The sequence below is a fragment of the Burkholderia sp. AU30198 genome, assembly GCF_020419825.1.
Lineage (GTDB): Bacteria > Pseudomonadota > Gammaproteobacteria > Burkholderiales > Burkholderiaceae > Burkholderia.
In genome coordinates this window covers 1-16,275 of the sequence record NZ_JAIZSA010000012.1, presented here as the reverse complement: position 1 = coordinate 16,275, position 16,275 = coordinate 1, and the positions used below count along the sequence as shown (strand labels likewise).

The following is a 16,275-nucleotide window of genomic DNA, read 5'->3' as shown; positions in this document are numbered from 1 at the left end:
CACCGCGCTCATACGCGACGCCATTCGGTCGATCCGCCCGGTTTGTCTTCAAGTGCGATACCGGTCTCGAGCAGTTCCGCCCGGATCCGGTCCGCTTCGGCATAGTCTTTCGCTTGCTTCGCCGCGACGCGCGCGGCGATCTTCGCTTCGATCTCGTCGGCGGCGAGCCCGCCCGCCTGCGCGGCGCCGGACGCCTGCTGCAGGAACGCGCGCGGTTCGCGGCCCAGCAGGCCGAGCAGGCCCGCCAGCTGTTTCAGTTGCCGCGCGAGCGACGCGTCGCGCGTGCGATTCACCTCGCCCGCCAGCTCGAACAGCGTGGCCACCGCGACCGGCGTGTTGAAGTCGTCGTTCATCGCGGCCGCGAAACGCTGCGCGTGCGGCTCGTTCCAGTCGAGCGCGAGCGTGTCGGCTTCGACATCCTTCAGCGCGGTGTAGAGGCGCGTGAGCGACGCGCGCGCATCGTCGAGATGCACGTCGCTGTAATTGAGCGGCGAACGGTAGTGCGTGCGCACGATGAAGAAGCGCATGACTTCCGCGTCGTAGCGCTCGAGCACTTCGCGGATCGTGAAAAAGTTGCCGAGCGATTTCGACATCTTCTCGTTGTCGACCTGCACGAAGCCGTTGTGCATCCAGTAATTGACGAACGTCTGGCCGGTCGCGCCTTCGCTCTGCGCGATCTCGTTCTCGTGGTGCGGGAATTGCAGATCCTGCCCGCCACCGTGAATGTCGAAATGCTCGCCGAGCAGCGTGCAGCCCATTGCCGAGCACTCGATGTGCCAGCCCGGGCGACCCATCCCGTACTTCGACGCCCACGACGTGCCTTCCGGATCTTCCGGCTTCGCGCGCTTCCACAGCACGAAATCGAGCGGATCTTCCTTCGCGTCGTTCGCGGCGACGCGCTCGCCCGCGCGCAGATCGTCGAGCGACTTGCCCGACAGCTTCCCGTAGTTCGCGAACTTGCGCACCGAGTAATTGACGTCGCCGTCGGTCGCCTGGTATGCGTAGCCGTTCGTCTCGAGCGTCTCGATCATGCCGAGCATCTGCGGAATGAACTCGGTCGCGCGCGGCTCGATGTCGGGCCGCTGGATGCCGAGCGCGCTTTCGTCGTCGTGCATCGCGCCGATGAACCGGTCGGTCAGCGACTTGATCGTCTCGCCGTTCTCGACCGCGCGGCGGATGATCTTGTCGTCGATGTCGGTGATGTTGCGCACATACGTGACCCGGTAACCGATCGCACGCAACCAGCGCTGGACGAGGTCGAACACGACCAGCATGCGCGCGTGGCCCACGTGACAATAGTCGTATACGGTGATTCCGCATACGTACATCCGCACTTCGCCGGACTGGCGCGGCACGAAAACTTGCTTGTCACGCGCGAGCGTGTTGTAGATGCGCAGTGATTCCATAGAGATGAACCGTGAGCCGAAGGAAACCGCCCTGGCGAAGCTCGCCCAGCATGTGAAACGGACGGACCATCTGCTGCGGCGCAAGGCCGAGCGTCCTCGGTATCACATGGGGCGGTCAGGCTGCAAGCACAGCGGTGACGGCCACGAGAGGCTAAGAAAGACTGTCTGCCGCTCGCCGGAACGCGCAGACGTTTTGTTAGAATGGCTCGGAGTATAACATTCCGATTTACGCCTATGAAACCTCATCGCGGCCGCGCGCAGAGCGCTGCGACCCTCGTTGCGACCACCGTCATGGGCGTCGCGCTGACGCTTTTCGCGGCCCCCGCGGCGCATGCGCAGAAAGCCCCGGCCACCGCCGACGGCACGCCCGAAGTCGACGCGTCGATCGCCGGCAAGCAGTGGAAGCAGGCGCTCGCGCAGCTCGACGCGCGCATCGCGTCGAACCCGCACGACGTGCAGGCGCAGTTCAAGCGCGGCACCGTGCTGGCCCGCCTGAACCGCGACGACGACGCGATCCAGCAATTCGTCGCGATCACGCAGGCGTACCCCGAACTGCCCGAGCCGTACAACAACCTTGCGGCGCTTTACGCGAAGCATGGCCGTTACGATGAAGCGCGCACCGCGCTCGTCACGGCGACGCAATCGAACCCGAGCTATTCGCTCGCGTACGAGAACCTCGGCGACCTGTACCTGCGCCTCGCGGCCGAGTCGTACAAGCGCGCGCAATCGCTCGGCCGCACGAGCGGCGCGACCGCGCAGCGCCTCGCCGATCTCCAGAAGATCGTGTCGCCGCCGAAGGCCGTGCCGAACGCCCGCGCGGTCGCGCCGGCCACGCGCGACTACACCGACCGCGCAGCCGCGAACGTGAGCACCACCACGCTGCCGATGTCGCCGACGTTCCAGTTCAGCGGTCCGTCGGGCGCACTGGCGGCGCCGTACGTCGCGCCGTCGCAATAAGCGGCGCGGCCTTCTTTCCCTCCCAACCTGAGGATCGCAATGAAACGTCTGTTGCTGGCGCTTGGCGGCGCCGCCCTTCTCGCGACCGCGACCGCACCTGCGTTCGCGCAATCGGCTACCGCGCACCCCGTCGTGCAGCTGAAGACCTCGCAGGGCGACATCCGCGTCGAGCTCTACCCGGAGAAGGCGCCGAAGTCCGTCGCCAACTTCCTCGATTACGTGAAGGCCGGCCAGTACAACGGCACGATCTTCCATCGCGTGATCAAGGGCTTCATGATCCAGGGCGGCGGCTACAAGACCAACTTCGAGGAAAAGCCGACCCGCGCGCCGATCCCGCTGGAGAGCCGCAATGGTCTGAAGAACCAGACGGGCACGATCGCGATGGCACGCACGAGCGATCCGAACTCGGCCACCGCGCAGTTCTTCATCAACACGGTCGACAACAGCAGCCTCGACTACCCGAACCCGGACGGCAACGGCTATGCGGTGTTCGGCAAGGTCGTGTCGGGTCTCGACGTCGTGAAGAAGATCGAAGGCGTCGCGACGACCTCGCGCGGCCCGATGCAGGACGTGCCCGCGCAACCGATCGTGATCGAATCGGCCAGCATCGTCTCGAAGTAAGAACCTGCCGGCACGTCCGGCGCCACACGCGGCCGCGTCGCACGACCGGCCGCGTGCCATTTAAACCGCCTCACCGAAGGAATTCATCATGGTTGAACTGCATACGAACCACGGCGTGATCAAGCTCGAGCTCGACGCCGCGAAGGCACCGAAGACGGTCGAGAACTTCCTGAACTACGTGAAGAAGGGCCACTACGACGGCACCGTGTTCCATCGCGTGATCAACGGCTTCATGATCCAGGGCGGCGGCTTCGAGCCGGGCCTGAAGCAGAAGCCGACTGACGCGCCGATCGACAACGAAGCGAACAACGGCCTGAAGAACGACAACTACACGGTCGCGATGGCGCGCACGAACGATCCGCACTCGGCAACTGCCCAGTTCTTCATCAACGTGAACGACAACGACTTCCTGAACCACTCGTCGCCGACGCCGCAAGGCTGGGGCTACGCGGTGTTCGGCAAGGTCGTCGAAGGCCAGGACGTGGTCGACAAGATCAAGGGCGTCAAGACGGGCAACGCTGGTTTCCACCAGGACGTGCCGGCTGACGACGTCGTGATCGAAAAGGCCGTCGTGGTCTGACGCGCCGTTACGGAGGCACTTCGATGTTGCAGGAGAGTCCGCCGCGAAGCGTCTCCGCGGGCGTGCCGGGCGAGCGCGAATACGCGCAAGCCGCACGCCCGTTCCTGTTTCTCTCCGATCTGCATCTGAGCGAAGCGATTCCGAAGACGGTCGCCGCGTTCGAGCATTTCGTGAAATACACCGCCGACAGCGCCGACTCGGTGTTCATCCTCGGCGACCTGTTCGAATACTGGATCGGCGACGACATCCTCGACGACGATCCGTTTGCAGCCCGCATGGCCGCGCTGATGCACACGTTCTCGGAGCGCGGCATTGCGCTCTACGTGATGCACGGCAACCGCGATTTCCTGCTCGGCCGGCGCTTCATGAAGGCGGCCGGCGCGATGCTGCTGCCCGATCCTTCGCTGATCATGGCGTTCGGCCAGCGCATCGTGCTCGCGCACGGTGATGCACAATGCACGGCCGACCGCGGCTACCAGCTGTTCCGCCGCTTCGCACGCAACCGCGTCGCGCAATGGCTGTTTCTCGCATGGCCGTTCCGCTGGCGCCGCGCGCTGGCGCAGCGCATGCGCTCGAACAGCGAAGCGGGCCGGGTGCGCCCTGCTTCGGCGATTTACGATGTCACACGTGAAGGCGTGGCCGCGCTGTTCCGGAAAAGCCGCGCGAGCGTGATCATTCACGGCCACACGCACCGCCCTGCGAGCCACGCAGAGCCGGGCGGCATCCGCTGGGTGTTGCCCGACTGGGATCTCGACCACGGCAAGCCGCGTGGCGGCTACCTGCGCGTCGATGCGGAAGGCATCCACGCGATGCCGCTCGACTGACGCCGCTGCCGCCGCATCGAGCGGCAGCCGCGGGCATCCGCTGAATTACGCCTGGCGTTCGACCGACTTGCCTTCCAGCACGGCCGACAGCCGGCGCAGATCGAGGCGCGCCGCGTCGGCGCCCTGCAGCGTTTCCAGATGCGTGCCGAGCCGTTCGAGCGCCGCGACGATCTCATCGACGCGGCGGCTTTCCTTCGCCGCGTGATCGATCAGCCCATGAATCGCGAGCGACATCGGATCGTCGGCATTCGGCGTGATCCCGTACGCGCAGAATGCCGCGCGTTCAGGCTGCGGCTTCGGCTGTGCCGGCATCACGATGCGCGCCGGATTGCCGACTGCCGTGCCGCCCGCCGGCACCGGCTTCACGACGACCGCGTTCGAACCGATCTTCGCGCCCGCACCGACGGTGAAACTGCCGAGCACCTTCGCGCCCGCACCGACGATCACGCCGGCTTCGAGCGTCGGGTGGCGCTTGGCGCCGCGCGTGAGCGACGTGCCGCCCAGCGTCACGCCCTGATAGATCGTGCAGTCGTCGCCGACGATCGCCGTCTCGCCGATCACGACACCCATGCCGTGATCGATGAACACGCGCCGGCCGATCGTCGCGCCGGGGTGGATTTCGATGCCCGTCAGGAACCGGCCGGCCTGCGACGCGAAACGCGCGAGCCAGTAGCGCTTCGCGCGCCAGCATGCGTGCGCGAAACGATGCAGCACGAGCGCATGCAACCCCGGATAACAGGTCAGCACTTCCCATGCACTGCGAGCGGCGGGATCCCGCTCGCGAATCGTTGCAACGTCTTCGCGCAGTCTCGTGAACATGATGTGGTCTGGGAAAAGGCCGGCGCGCATCGCCGGCAATGACCGGCCGTTATCGCGCCGGGTAATTTACTTATGACGTCCGGCGATTGTAGGGCGAGTCGCGCACGGCCGCACGAGCCCGCGCGTTCACCCCGCCGCCGGCACGGGTATTCGGGCGGAACGCTTGCTGCCATTGGGTCTTCGGGATCGCCGACCGGGTGGAACGATCCGCCTCGGCGCTGCCGGCGGCCGACCCAGCACCCGCCCGACGGGGCGGTTGCCCCGCGTGCACCGAGACATCCGGCAGCCGGTGCGCCGGCCGCTTACGCGTCGCCGCCCGGTTTGCCCGATTTCAGCAGGATGTGCTTCGCGACGCCGCGCAGGATATTGACCTCCTCGCGCTCGAGGCCCGTGCGCGCGAACAGGCGCCGCAGCCGCGGCATCAGCTTCTTCGGGTTGCGCGGATCGAGGAAATCGAGCGCGATCAGCGCGTTCTCGAGGTGCACGTACATCCGCTCGATCTCGTCGCTCTGCGCAAGCGTGCCGGCTTCGCCCGACGGTTGCACCGACGGCTCGCTCGCGTGTTCGAGAAACGCGACGCGCAGCTCGTACGCGAGCACCTGCACGGCCTGTGCGAGATTCAGCGAACTGTAGGCCGGGTTCGCCGGGATGTGCGCCAGCGCGCTGCACTGCTCGACATGCTCGTTCGCGAGGCCCGTGCGCTCGTTGCCGAACACGAGCGCGATGTCGCCCGTGCCGACCTGCGCGCATGCCTGCGTGGCGGCCGCACGCGGCGCGAGACGCGGCGGCCCGTATTCGCGCGTGCGTGCGGTCAGCGCGATCGACCAGTGAACGCCGGACAGCGCGTCGCCGAGCGTCGGCACGACATGCGCGGACGCGAGGACGTCGTCCGCGCCGCTGGCCATCGCGATCGCCTCGGGATCGCTCTGCACGTGCGGCACGCGCGGCGCGACCAGCACGAGACGCGAGAAGCCCATCGTCTTCAGTGCGCGGGCGGCTGCCCCGACATTGCCGGGATGGCTCGGCTCGACGAGCACGAAACGGGTGGACGTGAAGCCGCCGGACGGCGGCCGGGACGAGGCCGCGCCCGGCTCGGACGGCGCGGCGGTGATCTGCGGGGTTTCCACTACGATGCGACTCGGTTCATCAGAATGGCAGTATGGTATCGCCATCGCTGCGGCAAACCCACTCGTCCGGACGGATAGTGGGGGTTTCCCCGTATGCCGGTCGCCTGAAACCGCCAAAAATCGGGTAAAATCATGCCTTTACGCGTCGCACTCCGTGCGGCGCGGGTCGTACCCCGTTCTTTGTCAATTCGCGTCTCACCTCGCCTGCCACGTTTGCGCCGTGCCGGGCGGTTGTTCCACTTCGTGGCGGCCCGTGCCGCCGGCTACAGGATCCAGGCTCATGCATCCCATGCTCAACATTGCTGTCAAGGCTGCGCGCCGCGCCGGACAGATCATCAATCGCGCGTCCCTCGATCTCGACCTGATCGAGATTCGCAAGAAGCAGCAGAACGACTTCGTCACCGAAGTGGACAAGGCCGCCGAAGACGCGATCATCGAGACGCTGAAGACCGCCTACCCCGACCACGCGATCCTCGCGGAAGAATCGGGCGAATCGGAGAACGAATCCGAATTCAAGTGGATCATCGATCCGCTCGACGGCACGACCAACTTCATCCACGGCTTCCCGTACTACTGCGTATCGATCGCGCTCGAGCACAAGGGCGTCGTCACGCAGGCCGTCGTCTACGACCCGAACAAGAACGACCTGTTCACGGCCACCCGCGGCCGCGGCGCATACCTGAACGACCGCCGCATCCGCGTCGGCCGCCGCGACCGCCTGTCGGACGCACTGGTCGGCACGGGCTTCCCGTTCCGCGAAAAGGACGGCCTCGATGCCTACGCGCGCCTCTTCACCGAAATGACGCAGGCCTGCACGGGCCTGCGCCGCCCGGGCGCCGCGGCACTCGATCTCGCGAACGTCGCAGCCGGCCGCCTCGACGCGTTCTTCGAACAAGGCATCAACGTGTGGGACATGGCCGCGGGCAGCCTGCTGATCACCGAGGCCGGCGGCCTCGTCGGCAACTACACGGGCGACGCCGATTTCCTGCATCGCCATGAAATCGTCGCCGCGAACCCGAAGATCTACGCGCAGATGATCCCGATCCTGAAGGGTTACACGCGCGTGCATCCGGCGGCGGAATAAGCCCCCGGCCGCGCCCGCATGGCGCGGCTTGCGCGCACACCGCTCGCGAGCACCGTCATGACGGCGCGCCGTTCGCCTCCCGGTTGCCGGGAGGCGGGACGATCTTCCCGCACAAGGGTCGCTTCGTGCGCCTATCCTGAAGTTGCTTGAGTTGTTCGGGCCAGTCAGCGGACTGCCGCTTGCACTGCCCTTCCCGCAATGACAATGATTGGTTTGCGTCCGGCACGCCCGCACGGCGGACAACACCGCCGGCCTGCCGGCCCCCGACCGTATCAACACCGCCACGACGCCGTGGCAATCGCATCCGAGTCCCCATGTTACGGCTAAGCGAAATTAAACTCCCCCTCGACCACCCCGAAAGCGCGCTCGAGGCCGCGATTCGCGAGCGCCTCGCGGAGCTTGGCGTGGACGCAGACGGGCTCCTCCGTTACACCGTGTACCGCCGTGCGCACGATGCGCGCAAGCGCGCCGACATCAAGCTCACGTATATCGTCGACGTCGAAGTCACGGACGAAGCGGCCGCGATCAAGCGCCTCGCCGGCAAGCCGCATTGCGGCGTGACGCCCGACATGGCGTACCACTTCGTCACGAAAGCGCCCGAGCACGGTAATTTCCTGCGCCCGGTCGTGATCGGGATGGGGCCGTGCGGGCTGTTCGCGGGGCTGATCCTCGCGCAGATGGGTTTCCGCCCGATCATCCTCGAACGCGGCAAGGCCGTGCGCGAGCGCACCAAGGACACCTTCGGCCTGTGGCGCAAGAGCGTGCTCAATCCCGAATCCAACGTGCAGTTCGGCGAAGGCGGGGCCGGGACGTTTTCCGACGGCAAGCTGTACAGCCAGATCAAGGATCCGAATCACTACGGCCGCAAGGTGCTGGACGAATTCGTCAAGGCGGGTGCGCCGGAAGACATCCTCTACCTGAGCCGGCCGCACATCGGCACGTTTCGCCTCGTCAGCATGGTGGAAAAGATGCGTGCATCCATCCACGAACTGGGTGGTGAAGTGCGTTTCGAAACGCGGGTCGACGACATCGAGATCGATCAGGGCAAGGTGCGCTCGCTGACGCTCTCGAACGGCGAAACGCTGCGCTGCGACCACGTGGTGCTGGCCGTGGGCCACAGCGCGCGCGACACCTTCCAGATGCTGCACGATCGCGGCGTCTATATCGAAGCCAAGCCGTTCTCGCTGGGCTTTCGCATCGAACATCCGCAAGGGCTGATCGATCGCAGCCGCTTCGGCAAGTTCGCGGGCCACAAGCAGCTCGGTGCGGCCGACTACAAGGTGGTCCATCACTGCAGCAATGGCCGCGCCGTCTACAGCTTCTGCATGTGCCCGGGCGGCACGGTGGTCGCGGCAACCTCCGAGCCGGGCCGCGTGGTCACCAACGGCATGAGCCAGTATTCGCGGGCCGAGCGCAACGCGAATGCGGGCATCGTCGTCGGCATCACGCCGGACGACTATCCCGGCGGCCCGCTGGCGGGCATCGCGTTCCAGCGCAAATGGGAAGAGCGCGCGTTCGAACTCGGCGGCGGCGATTACCGCGCGCCGGGCCAGCTGGTCGGCGATTTCATCGCGGGCCGGCCGTCGACGTCGCTCGGCTCCGTGGAACCGTCATACAAGCCGGGCGTGAACCCGACCGATCTGAGCACCGCGCTGCCGGACTACGTGATCGAAGCGATCCGCGAAGCCCTGCCCCAGATCGACAAGAAGATCGCCGGCTTCGCAATGCACGATGCGGTGCTCACCGGTGTCGAGACGCGCACTTCGTCACCGATCCGGATTCGACGCAAGGACGATTACCAGAGCATGAACGTCGAAGGCCTGTATCCGGCCGGTGAAGGTGCGGGGTATGCCGGCGGCATCTATTCGGCAGCCATCGACGGCATCGAAGTCGCTCAGGCGGTGGCGCTCAGCATGGCGGCGGCGCAAACGGCCTGAGGCAACGGCCTTGCTCGGCGCGCCGCGGTTCGCGCGCCGAGCAAGGCTGGCCTCAGCAGGCCATGCCCGGACGATGCAGCCGTACCTGTACCTTGCCCGACAAGGTCTAGCCCTGCAACCTGCGCTCGCCCTTTCGGGATCGGCTGTCACTCGCCGTCATTCGAGTGACCGAAAAACTCCCGGTGCATTTTCGAGAACGCGGCAGGAACCGGCCCGCTTTGCAGCCAATTCAGAACGGCCTGACCGCAATCGATCTCGTTTGCCGACGACGTGTCCACGACGTAATCGTAATGGCGGCCGGCGTGAATCGTGTCGTATTGAGACTCGGCCAGTCCGATCTTGCGGTCACCACGAATACGCTCGCGATCGATCAGAACGTCGAGCGCACAAAAGACGCCGACGATGAATACCGGCAGGCCGACAAGATCTTCAAGCATGTAGCGCCACGCATCAGGCGACAAGACATGATCGACGATCACCGCCTGACCATGCCTGGAAAAGGTGGCCGCGGTGGCGTTGATCGCTCGACACAGAGCGGCCACCCGAATCTGCACCAATGGCTTCTCGACCGCCCAATAGTTGGGCGGCTCCATGTTCCGAAACACATCCAGCTCGACGTGCAAGTGATGCTCGTCCAGGTTTTCGCGCAGGAACCTGGACAGCGTGCTTTTGCCGGCGCTGCTCGGGCCGTTGAGTATGACGATGGCCCCGAGGCGGGGTTCCGGCATTTCAGTGGTTCGCATTGGGGTACCCATCGACGGCGTGCGGACGCAAGACGCAATTGTTGACGAAGTGAATCACGATGTCGAACCGCCGCTATCGGCCGCGGATTCGACCCGTCGATGCAACGAATTGATGAAAACGCGCAGCCGGTATATCGAAGTCCGGTGTCGTTCGAGGACGCTCATCTAGCCGCCTGACAACAGCGTTGCGCTGGGGCCGATTGAATAGCCGGAACGTCACCCGGCAACGGACGTTCGCAATCGCATGGAGATGCGACCTGTCAGCCGTGCGGGCTACCGCCCCAATCGTTCCCGCAGGAACTCGATGAAGCGCTGCGTTTTCGCCGGCAGCAACCGCGTTTCGGTGATGGCATAGACAGGCAGCGGCGTGCCGTGCCATGCCGGCATGATGCGCCGCAGCTTCCCGCTGACGAGTTCATCGGAGACGATTTCCTCCGGAAGCAGCACGATGCCCATGTCGAGCGTCGACAGCCGGCGGATCATGCCAACGCTGTTGAGTGCGAACCTCCCTCCCACCGACACCGTGGCGGTTTCCGCCCCGTCGTGCAGCTTCCATGAATCTGCCTTCAGGATACTCAGGCACTCATGCTGCGCGAGGTCAGCGGGCCTGCCTGGTTCGCCCGACTTTTCGAGATAACCAGGCGACGCGTAGAGGTAAGGCGTGAGCGAGGCCAAAGTGCGTGCGATCAGTTGCGAGCTTTCAGACTCCCCGATGCGGATCGCCACGTCGAAAGGTTCGCTGACCATGTCGACCCGTCGCGGCGTCAGGTCGAAATCGAAGGTGATGCCGGGATAGAGGCCCGCAAACTCCGCGATCAGGGGCGCCAGGTAGGTCACGCCGAAATCCACCGGTAACGATGCACGCAGCACACCGCTTGGCTGGGCCAGAATTTCGCCGAGCTGCTCGTGTGCCAGCCGGGCTTCGTCGACGATGCGCTTGCAGCGCTCGAAATAAATCTGACCCGCTTCGGTCAGCTCGATCTTCCGTGTCGTGCGATGCAACAGGCGAAGCCCGATCGCTTTCTCCAATCCGCTGATCCGACGCGACAGTGTCGAGTTCGGCATGCCCATCGCCTCCGCGGCAACGCGAAAGCCCTTGGCCTTGACGACCTCGACGAACAAGGCCATGTCATTCAGCAGCTCCATTCAGATTGCTCCATGACGGGATCAATGTTATCCAAACTACCATATTTATCCCGCATAGGGATCGCGCGATGATGCCTCCATCCAACCCAATGAAGGAAAGTCATCGTGAACAAACTGTTCGATCCCATTCGCGTCGGCCGCTACACCCTGCAGAACCGTCTGGTGATGGCCCCCATGACTCGCAGCCGTGCCCAGCAAGACGGTACGCCGGGAGAACAAGCCGCCGAGTATTACGCTCAGCGCGCCAGCGTTGGCCTGATTGTGACTGAAGGCGCCCAGCCTTCAGATGATGGCCAGGGCTACCTGACCACGCCGGGCATCTATACCGACGCGCATGTCGCCGGATGGAAGAAGACGACCGATGCCGTGCATGCCAAGGGCGGTCGCCTCTTTATCCAGTTCATGCATGCCGGGCGCATGTTCCACCCCGACAACACACCGCATCATCGCCAGGGTGTCGCGCCGTCGGCCATCGCGCCAGGCGCATCGATGTTCACTGCCACCGGTATGCAGGAGATTCCCGCGCCACGCGCACTGTCGACCGATGAGGTGCGTCAGACCGTCCAGGATTTCCGCCATGCCGCTCGCCGCGCGATCGAAGCCGGTGCCGACGGCGTCGAAATCCATGGCGCCAACGCCTACCTGATCCATCAGTTCTTCGCCCCGAGCGCCAACACTCGCACCGATCAATACGGCGGGTCGATCGAGAACCGCGCTCGCTTTGCCATCGAGGTCGCCACCGCGATTGCCGAAGAGATCGGCGCGGACCGCACTGCCATCCGGCTCTCGCCGGGCACGACGATCTGGGGCATCGACGAAGGTGTCGAAGGGCCGAACCTGTACCGCTATCTGGTCGCAGAACTGAACAGACTCGGGCTGGCCTACCTGCACATCATGGAGCAAGGCAACGAACCGCTGCTGGCCGACCTCCGCAAGCTCTGGCAGGGCACGCTGATTCTGAACCGGCCGGGCCGCCCGCGTGAGCAAGTCGGGACCGACGTGGCGACGGGGCTGGCCGACCTGGAGGCCTATGGCCAGATGATCCTTGCGAACCCGGATTTCGTCGCCCGGCTGAAGCGCAGCGCGCCGATGAACGACGCGGACCGCAATGCCTTCTACGGCGGTACGTCGCGGGGTTATACAGACTACCCGACGCTGAACGAAGCACCGGGCGCATGAGGTGAACGTGATGCCAGTCATTGCCCCGCTGCAGCGCGCCAACCATGGCAGCCACTTCCACGCTTATGCCCTGCGCGGCGCGGCTGGTCTGATCGACCCCTTCCTGGGGGTCGATCACGCGTGGATGAGTGGGCCGACATTCCCGCCGCATTCCCATGCCGGCTTTTCGGCCGTCTCCTACCTGTTCCTCGACTCGGAAACGGGCATCGACAACCGTGATTCGCTTGGCACCCGAAACGTGATCCGGCCCGGCGGGCTGCACTGGGCGACGGCGGGAAGCGGCATCGTTCACGAAGAAGTACCGGCAGAGGCCGGCAAGACTGTTCATTCGTTGCAGATCTTCGTCGACCTGGCTCGGGAGCGACAGAACATCGCGCCGTTTGCACTGATGCTTGAGCCGCAGGACGTGCCGGTGGTGACGTTGCCGGGTGCCGAGGTGCGCGTGCCAGTCGGAAGCTTCCGGGACGGATGCTCCCCATTGAAGCCGCCCACCGACGTAACGATGCTGGACATTTCGCTGGAGGAAGGCGCTGAACTGACCGTGCCTGTTGCAGCGGGCCATTGCGCGTTCGTCATGCCGATCCGTGGAACGGCCCGCATCGATGACCAGGACTTCTCGCACGACGATCTCGAGCTCCCTGTCTTTCCGGCACCGGACACACCCCACGCGATCACGCTTCAAGCCCGCCGCGGCAGCGCCAAGGTCATGCTTTTTGCCGGCCCGCCACTGCGTTCCACCGCAACCTAACCACAAAGGAGTTTCTTCATGACTTTCGAGCGTTTCACTGGCGACAACGCCGCACTGTTGCTGATCGACCACCAGGTCGGCACCATGGGCTGGGTACGTTCCATTCCTTACGAGGAGATGAAACGCAACGCGCTCATGCTGGCCAAGACCGCCAGCATCCTGAAGATGCCGGTGGTGCTGACCTCCAGCATGGAGGAATACGCACAGGGGCCGTTGCTTGACGAACTGGAAACCATCTTGCCGAACGAGTTCGCCGCGCGCGTCAAGCGCGCAGGTATCGTCAACGCGATGGACGACGAGCACTTCGCTGCAGCCGTCAAGGCAACCCGGCGCCGCAAGTTCATCATCGCGGGTGTCACCAACGACGTCTGCACCGTGTTCCCGGCACTGAGCCTCGTGCGCGACGGCTGCGAGGTGCAGGCGATTGCCGACGCAGGCGGCTCGCCGAGCAAGATCGGTGACGACATGGCCTTGCGTCGCATGGAGAAGAACGGCGTCACGCTCTCCAGTACGAACCAGGTGATTGCCGAGCTTGCGGGCAACTGGAGCACGCCCGAAGGGATGCGGATCATTCAGGAAGTGATCATGCCCGCCTTGCAGGGCTGACGAAGCGAGCGAGCGTTGTCAGGCCAGAGGTGCGGATCCAGATGGCCTGCCAAGGTGCGCCGACCGCAAGCGGAACGCCGGGCACCGCACTCGCCGAGCGTAGCGCCCGGATGTCCCGCAGGCGACGTCAAGTAGTCCTTCAACAAGGGCGCGGCCAGCGACAGCCTGCGAACTCGGCGAATGGAAAATTACTCGCGCCTGAAAGTGAGAGCGGCTCTGCCCATTGGATTTCCAGGCACTAGCGGATTGGGCATCCAGGCCGTACTGACTTCGAGCGTGTCTCCATCAAGCTTGTAGAAGCGTTCTTGCTCAGTGCCGTTCCAGGCTTCATTCCACGATGAGTCAATCGTTGTGATGAATCTATCGTCATCTATCCGATACCGTCCCGTATATGCCATCACGGTACGGAAAAGTGCCACCAGATTCTCATCCGTATTCCCTGGCTTCCGCGCCTTTGCGGTAACCAGGACCATCATTCGCCCATCGGGGCTGAAAATCAGGTAACCGTTGGGGTCGGCGCCCCACGGTTGCGTGCGCTCTTTTGAATCCTGAAGCTCAGCATCAAAAGAAACCAACCGCCAGCAACCGTGGAGCTTAGCGTCGTGCTCGGACATCGCCCCTCCTGTGGTCATTCACCGGGATGCCCCGGTCTGCAGAATTCAGGGACTCCGTCGTACAAATCTGGACGCTAACCCCGGTTACGCGCTCTGACTGACGGCTCGTTGTAACAGCACGCGAGACAGAAGCTTGTGAAACGGCATGATTACAGACAAGTAGCCTTTTCCAAGGTGATTGTTGATTTTGACCAAGGTTGAAATCGTCACTTCCGATCCCTTCGAACTCGGTTGGATGCCTACCCAGATCCGAAAATCCAGATGCTTGTCGTTACCACCGACGACAATTTCAGAGTTCGTATTCGAGATAATGGGAAACACGTCAACTTTCCCCAGCCCGCGATCGCCAAAGTCAATACCTGCCTTTAGTCCGAACGGCGCCACAATCAGGTTACGCAAGGCCATCAGAGATCGGACCATGTGGGGCGGATCTGCGAACACGGCGCGCGCCGCTTGTTCGGCGTTGGCGTAGGTCCGATCTGCCTGACCGGAATAAGCATCGGAGAAATCAATGCACGCCAATCCAGACGCACGAATTGCGGCCGTCGGCGTGGGAATCAGCAAGACTTTGTTTGTCATGAGTGCCCCGGGTGAAATTCACCATGTAATCGGTACAGCAACTAGTGCGGGCGAAGTGCAGGCCGACTCAACCCTGCACGACGCGCCCCGTAACCGCATACAGTCTCGATCGGCGCGGCTTTTCGATAAAACCCTCTTTTTTGCCACAGCGATCGGCGTCCTGAACTTCACGGTTTAGTTGTTGGGTGGCCTTTACTTGCTGCCCAATATTGTCGCCGATTCGAGGTGTGTGGTCGAAAGTCGGATTCTGGTCGATAGCTACCTTTCGCCATCGCCGACAAATGGCCGGATGGCGAACTTCGACCGCCTCCGTGCGGGCTGCCGGTAAACTCGGGCCGCCAAAGCAACTTTTCCCGGTCACATGAGCACGTAACCCACCGCAGCACCTGCACCCGTCACTCCAATGATGCATCAGCACTTGCGCCTTATCTGATAGGGCTTCGCGTACAAAGCTACGCCAAGACCTGCGCTCGGCCTTTTCGGGATCGGCAGTGTCTCGTACTCGGTAGTGCGGCTGGGAGACCAACGCTCCCGGCATGTCGCCATCTTGTGATTGAACGTGCGCAGACCGCCGCCCTTTGCCGCAGAGGAAAGGGGCATCACTGGCTGCCGCTGACTTCCCGCTTGGGAAGCCAGTGCAATCGCGAATGCCAATATCAGTCTATCGGTAGCATCAGTGGATTCCAGACTATCTCCCACAGATGGCCGTTGATGTCACGAAAATATCCGGCGTAACCGCCGTAGAACGTGTCGTGTGGAGCCTTGATGATCTCCGCGCCTGCACGCTCTGCCGCATCCATCGTCTCGTCGACTTCCTTCCGGCTCAAGACGTTGTGTCCTATCGTGAAGGCCGTAGGCGAGACGGGCTGCTTCGGCAAGCCCGTATCGTGAGAAATATCGTCCTGCGCCCAGAGCGCGAGCTTCAGGCCGCCCGAGAGATCAAAAAAAGCAACTGCGCCATGCTCGAACTCGCGACCGATGATGCCTTCAGTCGGAAGACCGAGACCGTCACGATAGAAGGCAAGTGATTGTTCGAGATCGGCAACGCCGAGAGTGATAACTGAAATTCGAGGTTTCATGTCCATACCCATGCTATTGGCGCCTGCACAATACAGGCATCCTGATAGTCTTGGGCCGTTACGGAGCGCAACGGAAGGACCCGCTGAGCGGGGGCCGGGGGGCCTGTCAGTAATTTCGTGTTCAAGGCATATGATGCTCCCAAGGAGAATGTATGCCTCGCAAACCGAAAACCAAGCCGGCGGAGCTGCCGGCGATTCCCGCCGAGTTGCTGGAGCAATTCGGCAA

At 63.8% G+C, this 16,275-nt stretch carries 17 protein-coding genes; 9 read left to right on the top strand and 8 right to left on the bottom strand.

Features of this window, described 5'->3' with window-relative positions; translation table 11 throughout:
* Positions 1–8: 8 nt before the first annotated feature.
* Positions 9–1,406 carry a cysteine--tRNA ligase gene (gene cysS, locus LGN19_RS24435; RefSeq protein ID WP_011352515.1) on the bottom strand — a complete coding sequence of 466 codons (1,398 nt, stop codon included), beginning with the start codon at positions 1,404–1,406 and terminating at the stop codon, positions 9–11.
* Positions 1,407–1,640: 234 nt separating this feature from the next.
* Between cysS and LGN19_RS24430 the strand changes: the two genes are divergently transcribed.
* From LGN19_RS24430 to LGN19_RS24415, 4 genes are all read left to right on the top strand, one after another.
* On the top strand, positions 1,641–2,363 hold the full coding sequence (locus tag LGN19_RS24430) for a tetratricopeptide repeat protein (RefSeq protein WP_175222640.1): 723 nt from the start codon (positions 1,641–1,643) through the stop codon (positions 2,361–2,363).
* A 39-nt stretch (positions 2,364–2,402) separates the two neighbouring features.
* Entirely contained in the window at positions 2,403–2,984 is a 582-nt protein-coding gene (locus LGN19_RS24425; protein WP_122945750.1) for a peptidylprolyl isomerase, read from the top strand.
* A gap of 88 nt (positions 2,985–3,072) precedes the next feature.
* A complete protein-coding gene (locus tag LGN19_RS24420; RefSeq protein WP_011352518.1) occupies positions 3,073–3,564 on the top strand; it encodes a peptidylprolyl isomerase in 492 nt (163 codons plus the stop codon).
* A gap of 23 nt (positions 3,565–3,587) precedes the next feature.
* Positions 3,588–4,388, top strand: a complete 801-nt coding sequence (locus LGN19_RS24415) for a UDP-2,3-diacylglucosamine diphosphatase (RefSeq protein WP_122945751.1) — start codon at positions 3,588–3,590, stop codon at positions 4,386–4,388.
* A gap of 45 nt (positions 4,389–4,433) precedes the next feature.
* Here the strand turns inward: LGN19_RS24415 and cysE are convergent, their stop codons facing one another.
* Both cysE and LGN19_RS24405 read right to left on the bottom strand, forming a co-directional pair.
* A complete protein-coding gene (gene cysE / locus LGN19_RS24410; RefSeq protein WP_080741796.1) occupies positions 4,434–5,237 on the bottom strand; it encodes a serine O-acetyltransferase in 804 nt (267 codons plus the stop codon).
* A 272-nt stretch (positions 5,238–5,509) separates the two neighbouring features.
* Positions 5,510–6,334: an RNA methyltransferase gene (locus LGN19_RS24405; protein WP_226217592.1), complete on the bottom strand. Its 825-nt coding sequence runs from the start codon at positions 6,332–6,334 to the stop codon at positions 5,510–5,512.
* A gap of 280 nt (positions 6,335–6,614) precedes the next feature.
* On the opposite strand from LGN19_RS24405, the gene LGN19_RS24400 reads away from it, so the two are divergent.
* The gene (locus LGN19_RS24400) at positions 6,615–7,418 is read left to right on the top strand and encodes an inositol monophosphatase family protein (RefSeq protein ID WP_011352522.1); all 804 of its coding nucleotides are present in this window, start codon (positions 6,615–6,617) and stop codon (positions 7,416–7,418) included.
* A 314-nt stretch (positions 7,419–7,732) separates the two neighbouring features.
* Positions 7,733–9,355, top strand: a complete 1,623-nt coding sequence (locus LGN19_RS24395; RefSeq protein WP_122945755.1) for an NAD(P)/FAD-dependent oxidoreductase — start codon at positions 7,733–7,735, stop codon at positions 9,353–9,355.
* A 146-nt stretch (positions 9,356–9,501) separates the two neighbouring features.
* Here LGN19_RS24395 and LGN19_RS24390 read toward each other — a convergent pair whose 3' ends face one another.
* Positions 9,502–10,098: a chloramphenicol phosphotransferase CPT family protein gene (locus tag LGN19_RS24390; protein WP_226217590.1), complete on the bottom strand. Its 597-nt coding sequence runs from the start codon at positions 10,096–10,098 to the stop codon at positions 9,502–9,504.
* A gap of 273 nt (positions 10,099–10,371) precedes the next feature.
* Positions 10,372–11,244: a LysR family transcriptional regulator gene (locus tag LGN19_RS24385; RefSeq protein WP_226217588.1), complete on the bottom strand. Its 873-nt coding sequence runs from the start codon at positions 11,242–11,244 to the stop codon at positions 10,372–10,374.
* Positions 11,245–11,349: 105 nt separating this feature from the next.
* Here LGN19_RS24385 and LGN19_RS24380 point away from each other — a divergent pair, with 105 nt between their 5' ends.
* From LGN19_RS24380 to LGN19_RS24370, 3 genes are read left to right on the top strand one after another with little or no spacing between them, the layout of a single operon-like run.
* Entirely contained in the window at positions 11,350–12,423 is a 1,074-nt protein-coding gene (locus LGN19_RS24380) for an alkene reductase (RefSeq protein WP_226217586.1), read from the top strand.
* A gap of 10 nt (positions 12,424–12,433) precedes the next feature.
* Positions 12,434–13,171 (top strand): pirin family protein, encoded by a 738-nt coding sequence (locus tag LGN19_RS24375; RefSeq protein ID WP_226217584.1) that lies wholly within the window; start codon positions 12,434–12,436, stop codon positions 13,169–13,171.
* A gap of 18 nt (positions 13,172–13,189) precedes the next feature.
* Positions 13,190–13,777 carry an isochorismatase family protein gene (locus LGN19_RS24370; protein WP_226217582.1) on the top strand — a complete coding sequence of 196 codons (588 nt, stop codon included), beginning with the start codon at positions 13,190–13,192 and terminating at the stop codon, positions 13,775–13,777.
* 188 nt (positions 13,778–13,965) lie between these two features.
* On the opposite strand, the gene LGN19_RS24365 is transcribed toward LGN19_RS24370, so the two are convergent.
* The 3 genes from LGN19_RS24365 to LGN19_RS24355 all read right to left on the bottom strand — a co-directional run bounded on the left by LGN19_RS24365 (position 13,966) and on the right by LGN19_RS24355 (position 16,049).
* Positions 13,966–14,391: a lipocalin-like domain-containing protein gene (locus tag LGN19_RS24365; protein ID WP_226217580.1), complete on the bottom strand. Its 426-nt coding sequence runs from the start codon at positions 14,389–14,391 to the stop codon at positions 13,966–13,968.
* Between the two features lie 84 nt (positions 14,392–14,475).
* The gene (locus LGN19_RS24360) at positions 14,476–14,970 is read right to left on the bottom strand and encodes a DUF2867 domain-containing protein (RefSeq protein WP_226217578.1); all 495 of its coding nucleotides are present in this window, start codon (positions 14,968–14,970) and stop codon (positions 14,476–14,478) included.
* 656 nt (positions 14,971–15,626) lie between these two features.
* Positions 15,627–16,049, bottom strand: coding sequence for a VOC family protein (locus LGN19_RS24355; protein ID WP_226217793.1), 423 nt, complete (start codon positions 16,047–16,049; stop codon positions 15,627–15,629).
* Positions 16,050–16,275 lie beyond the last annotated feature (226 nt).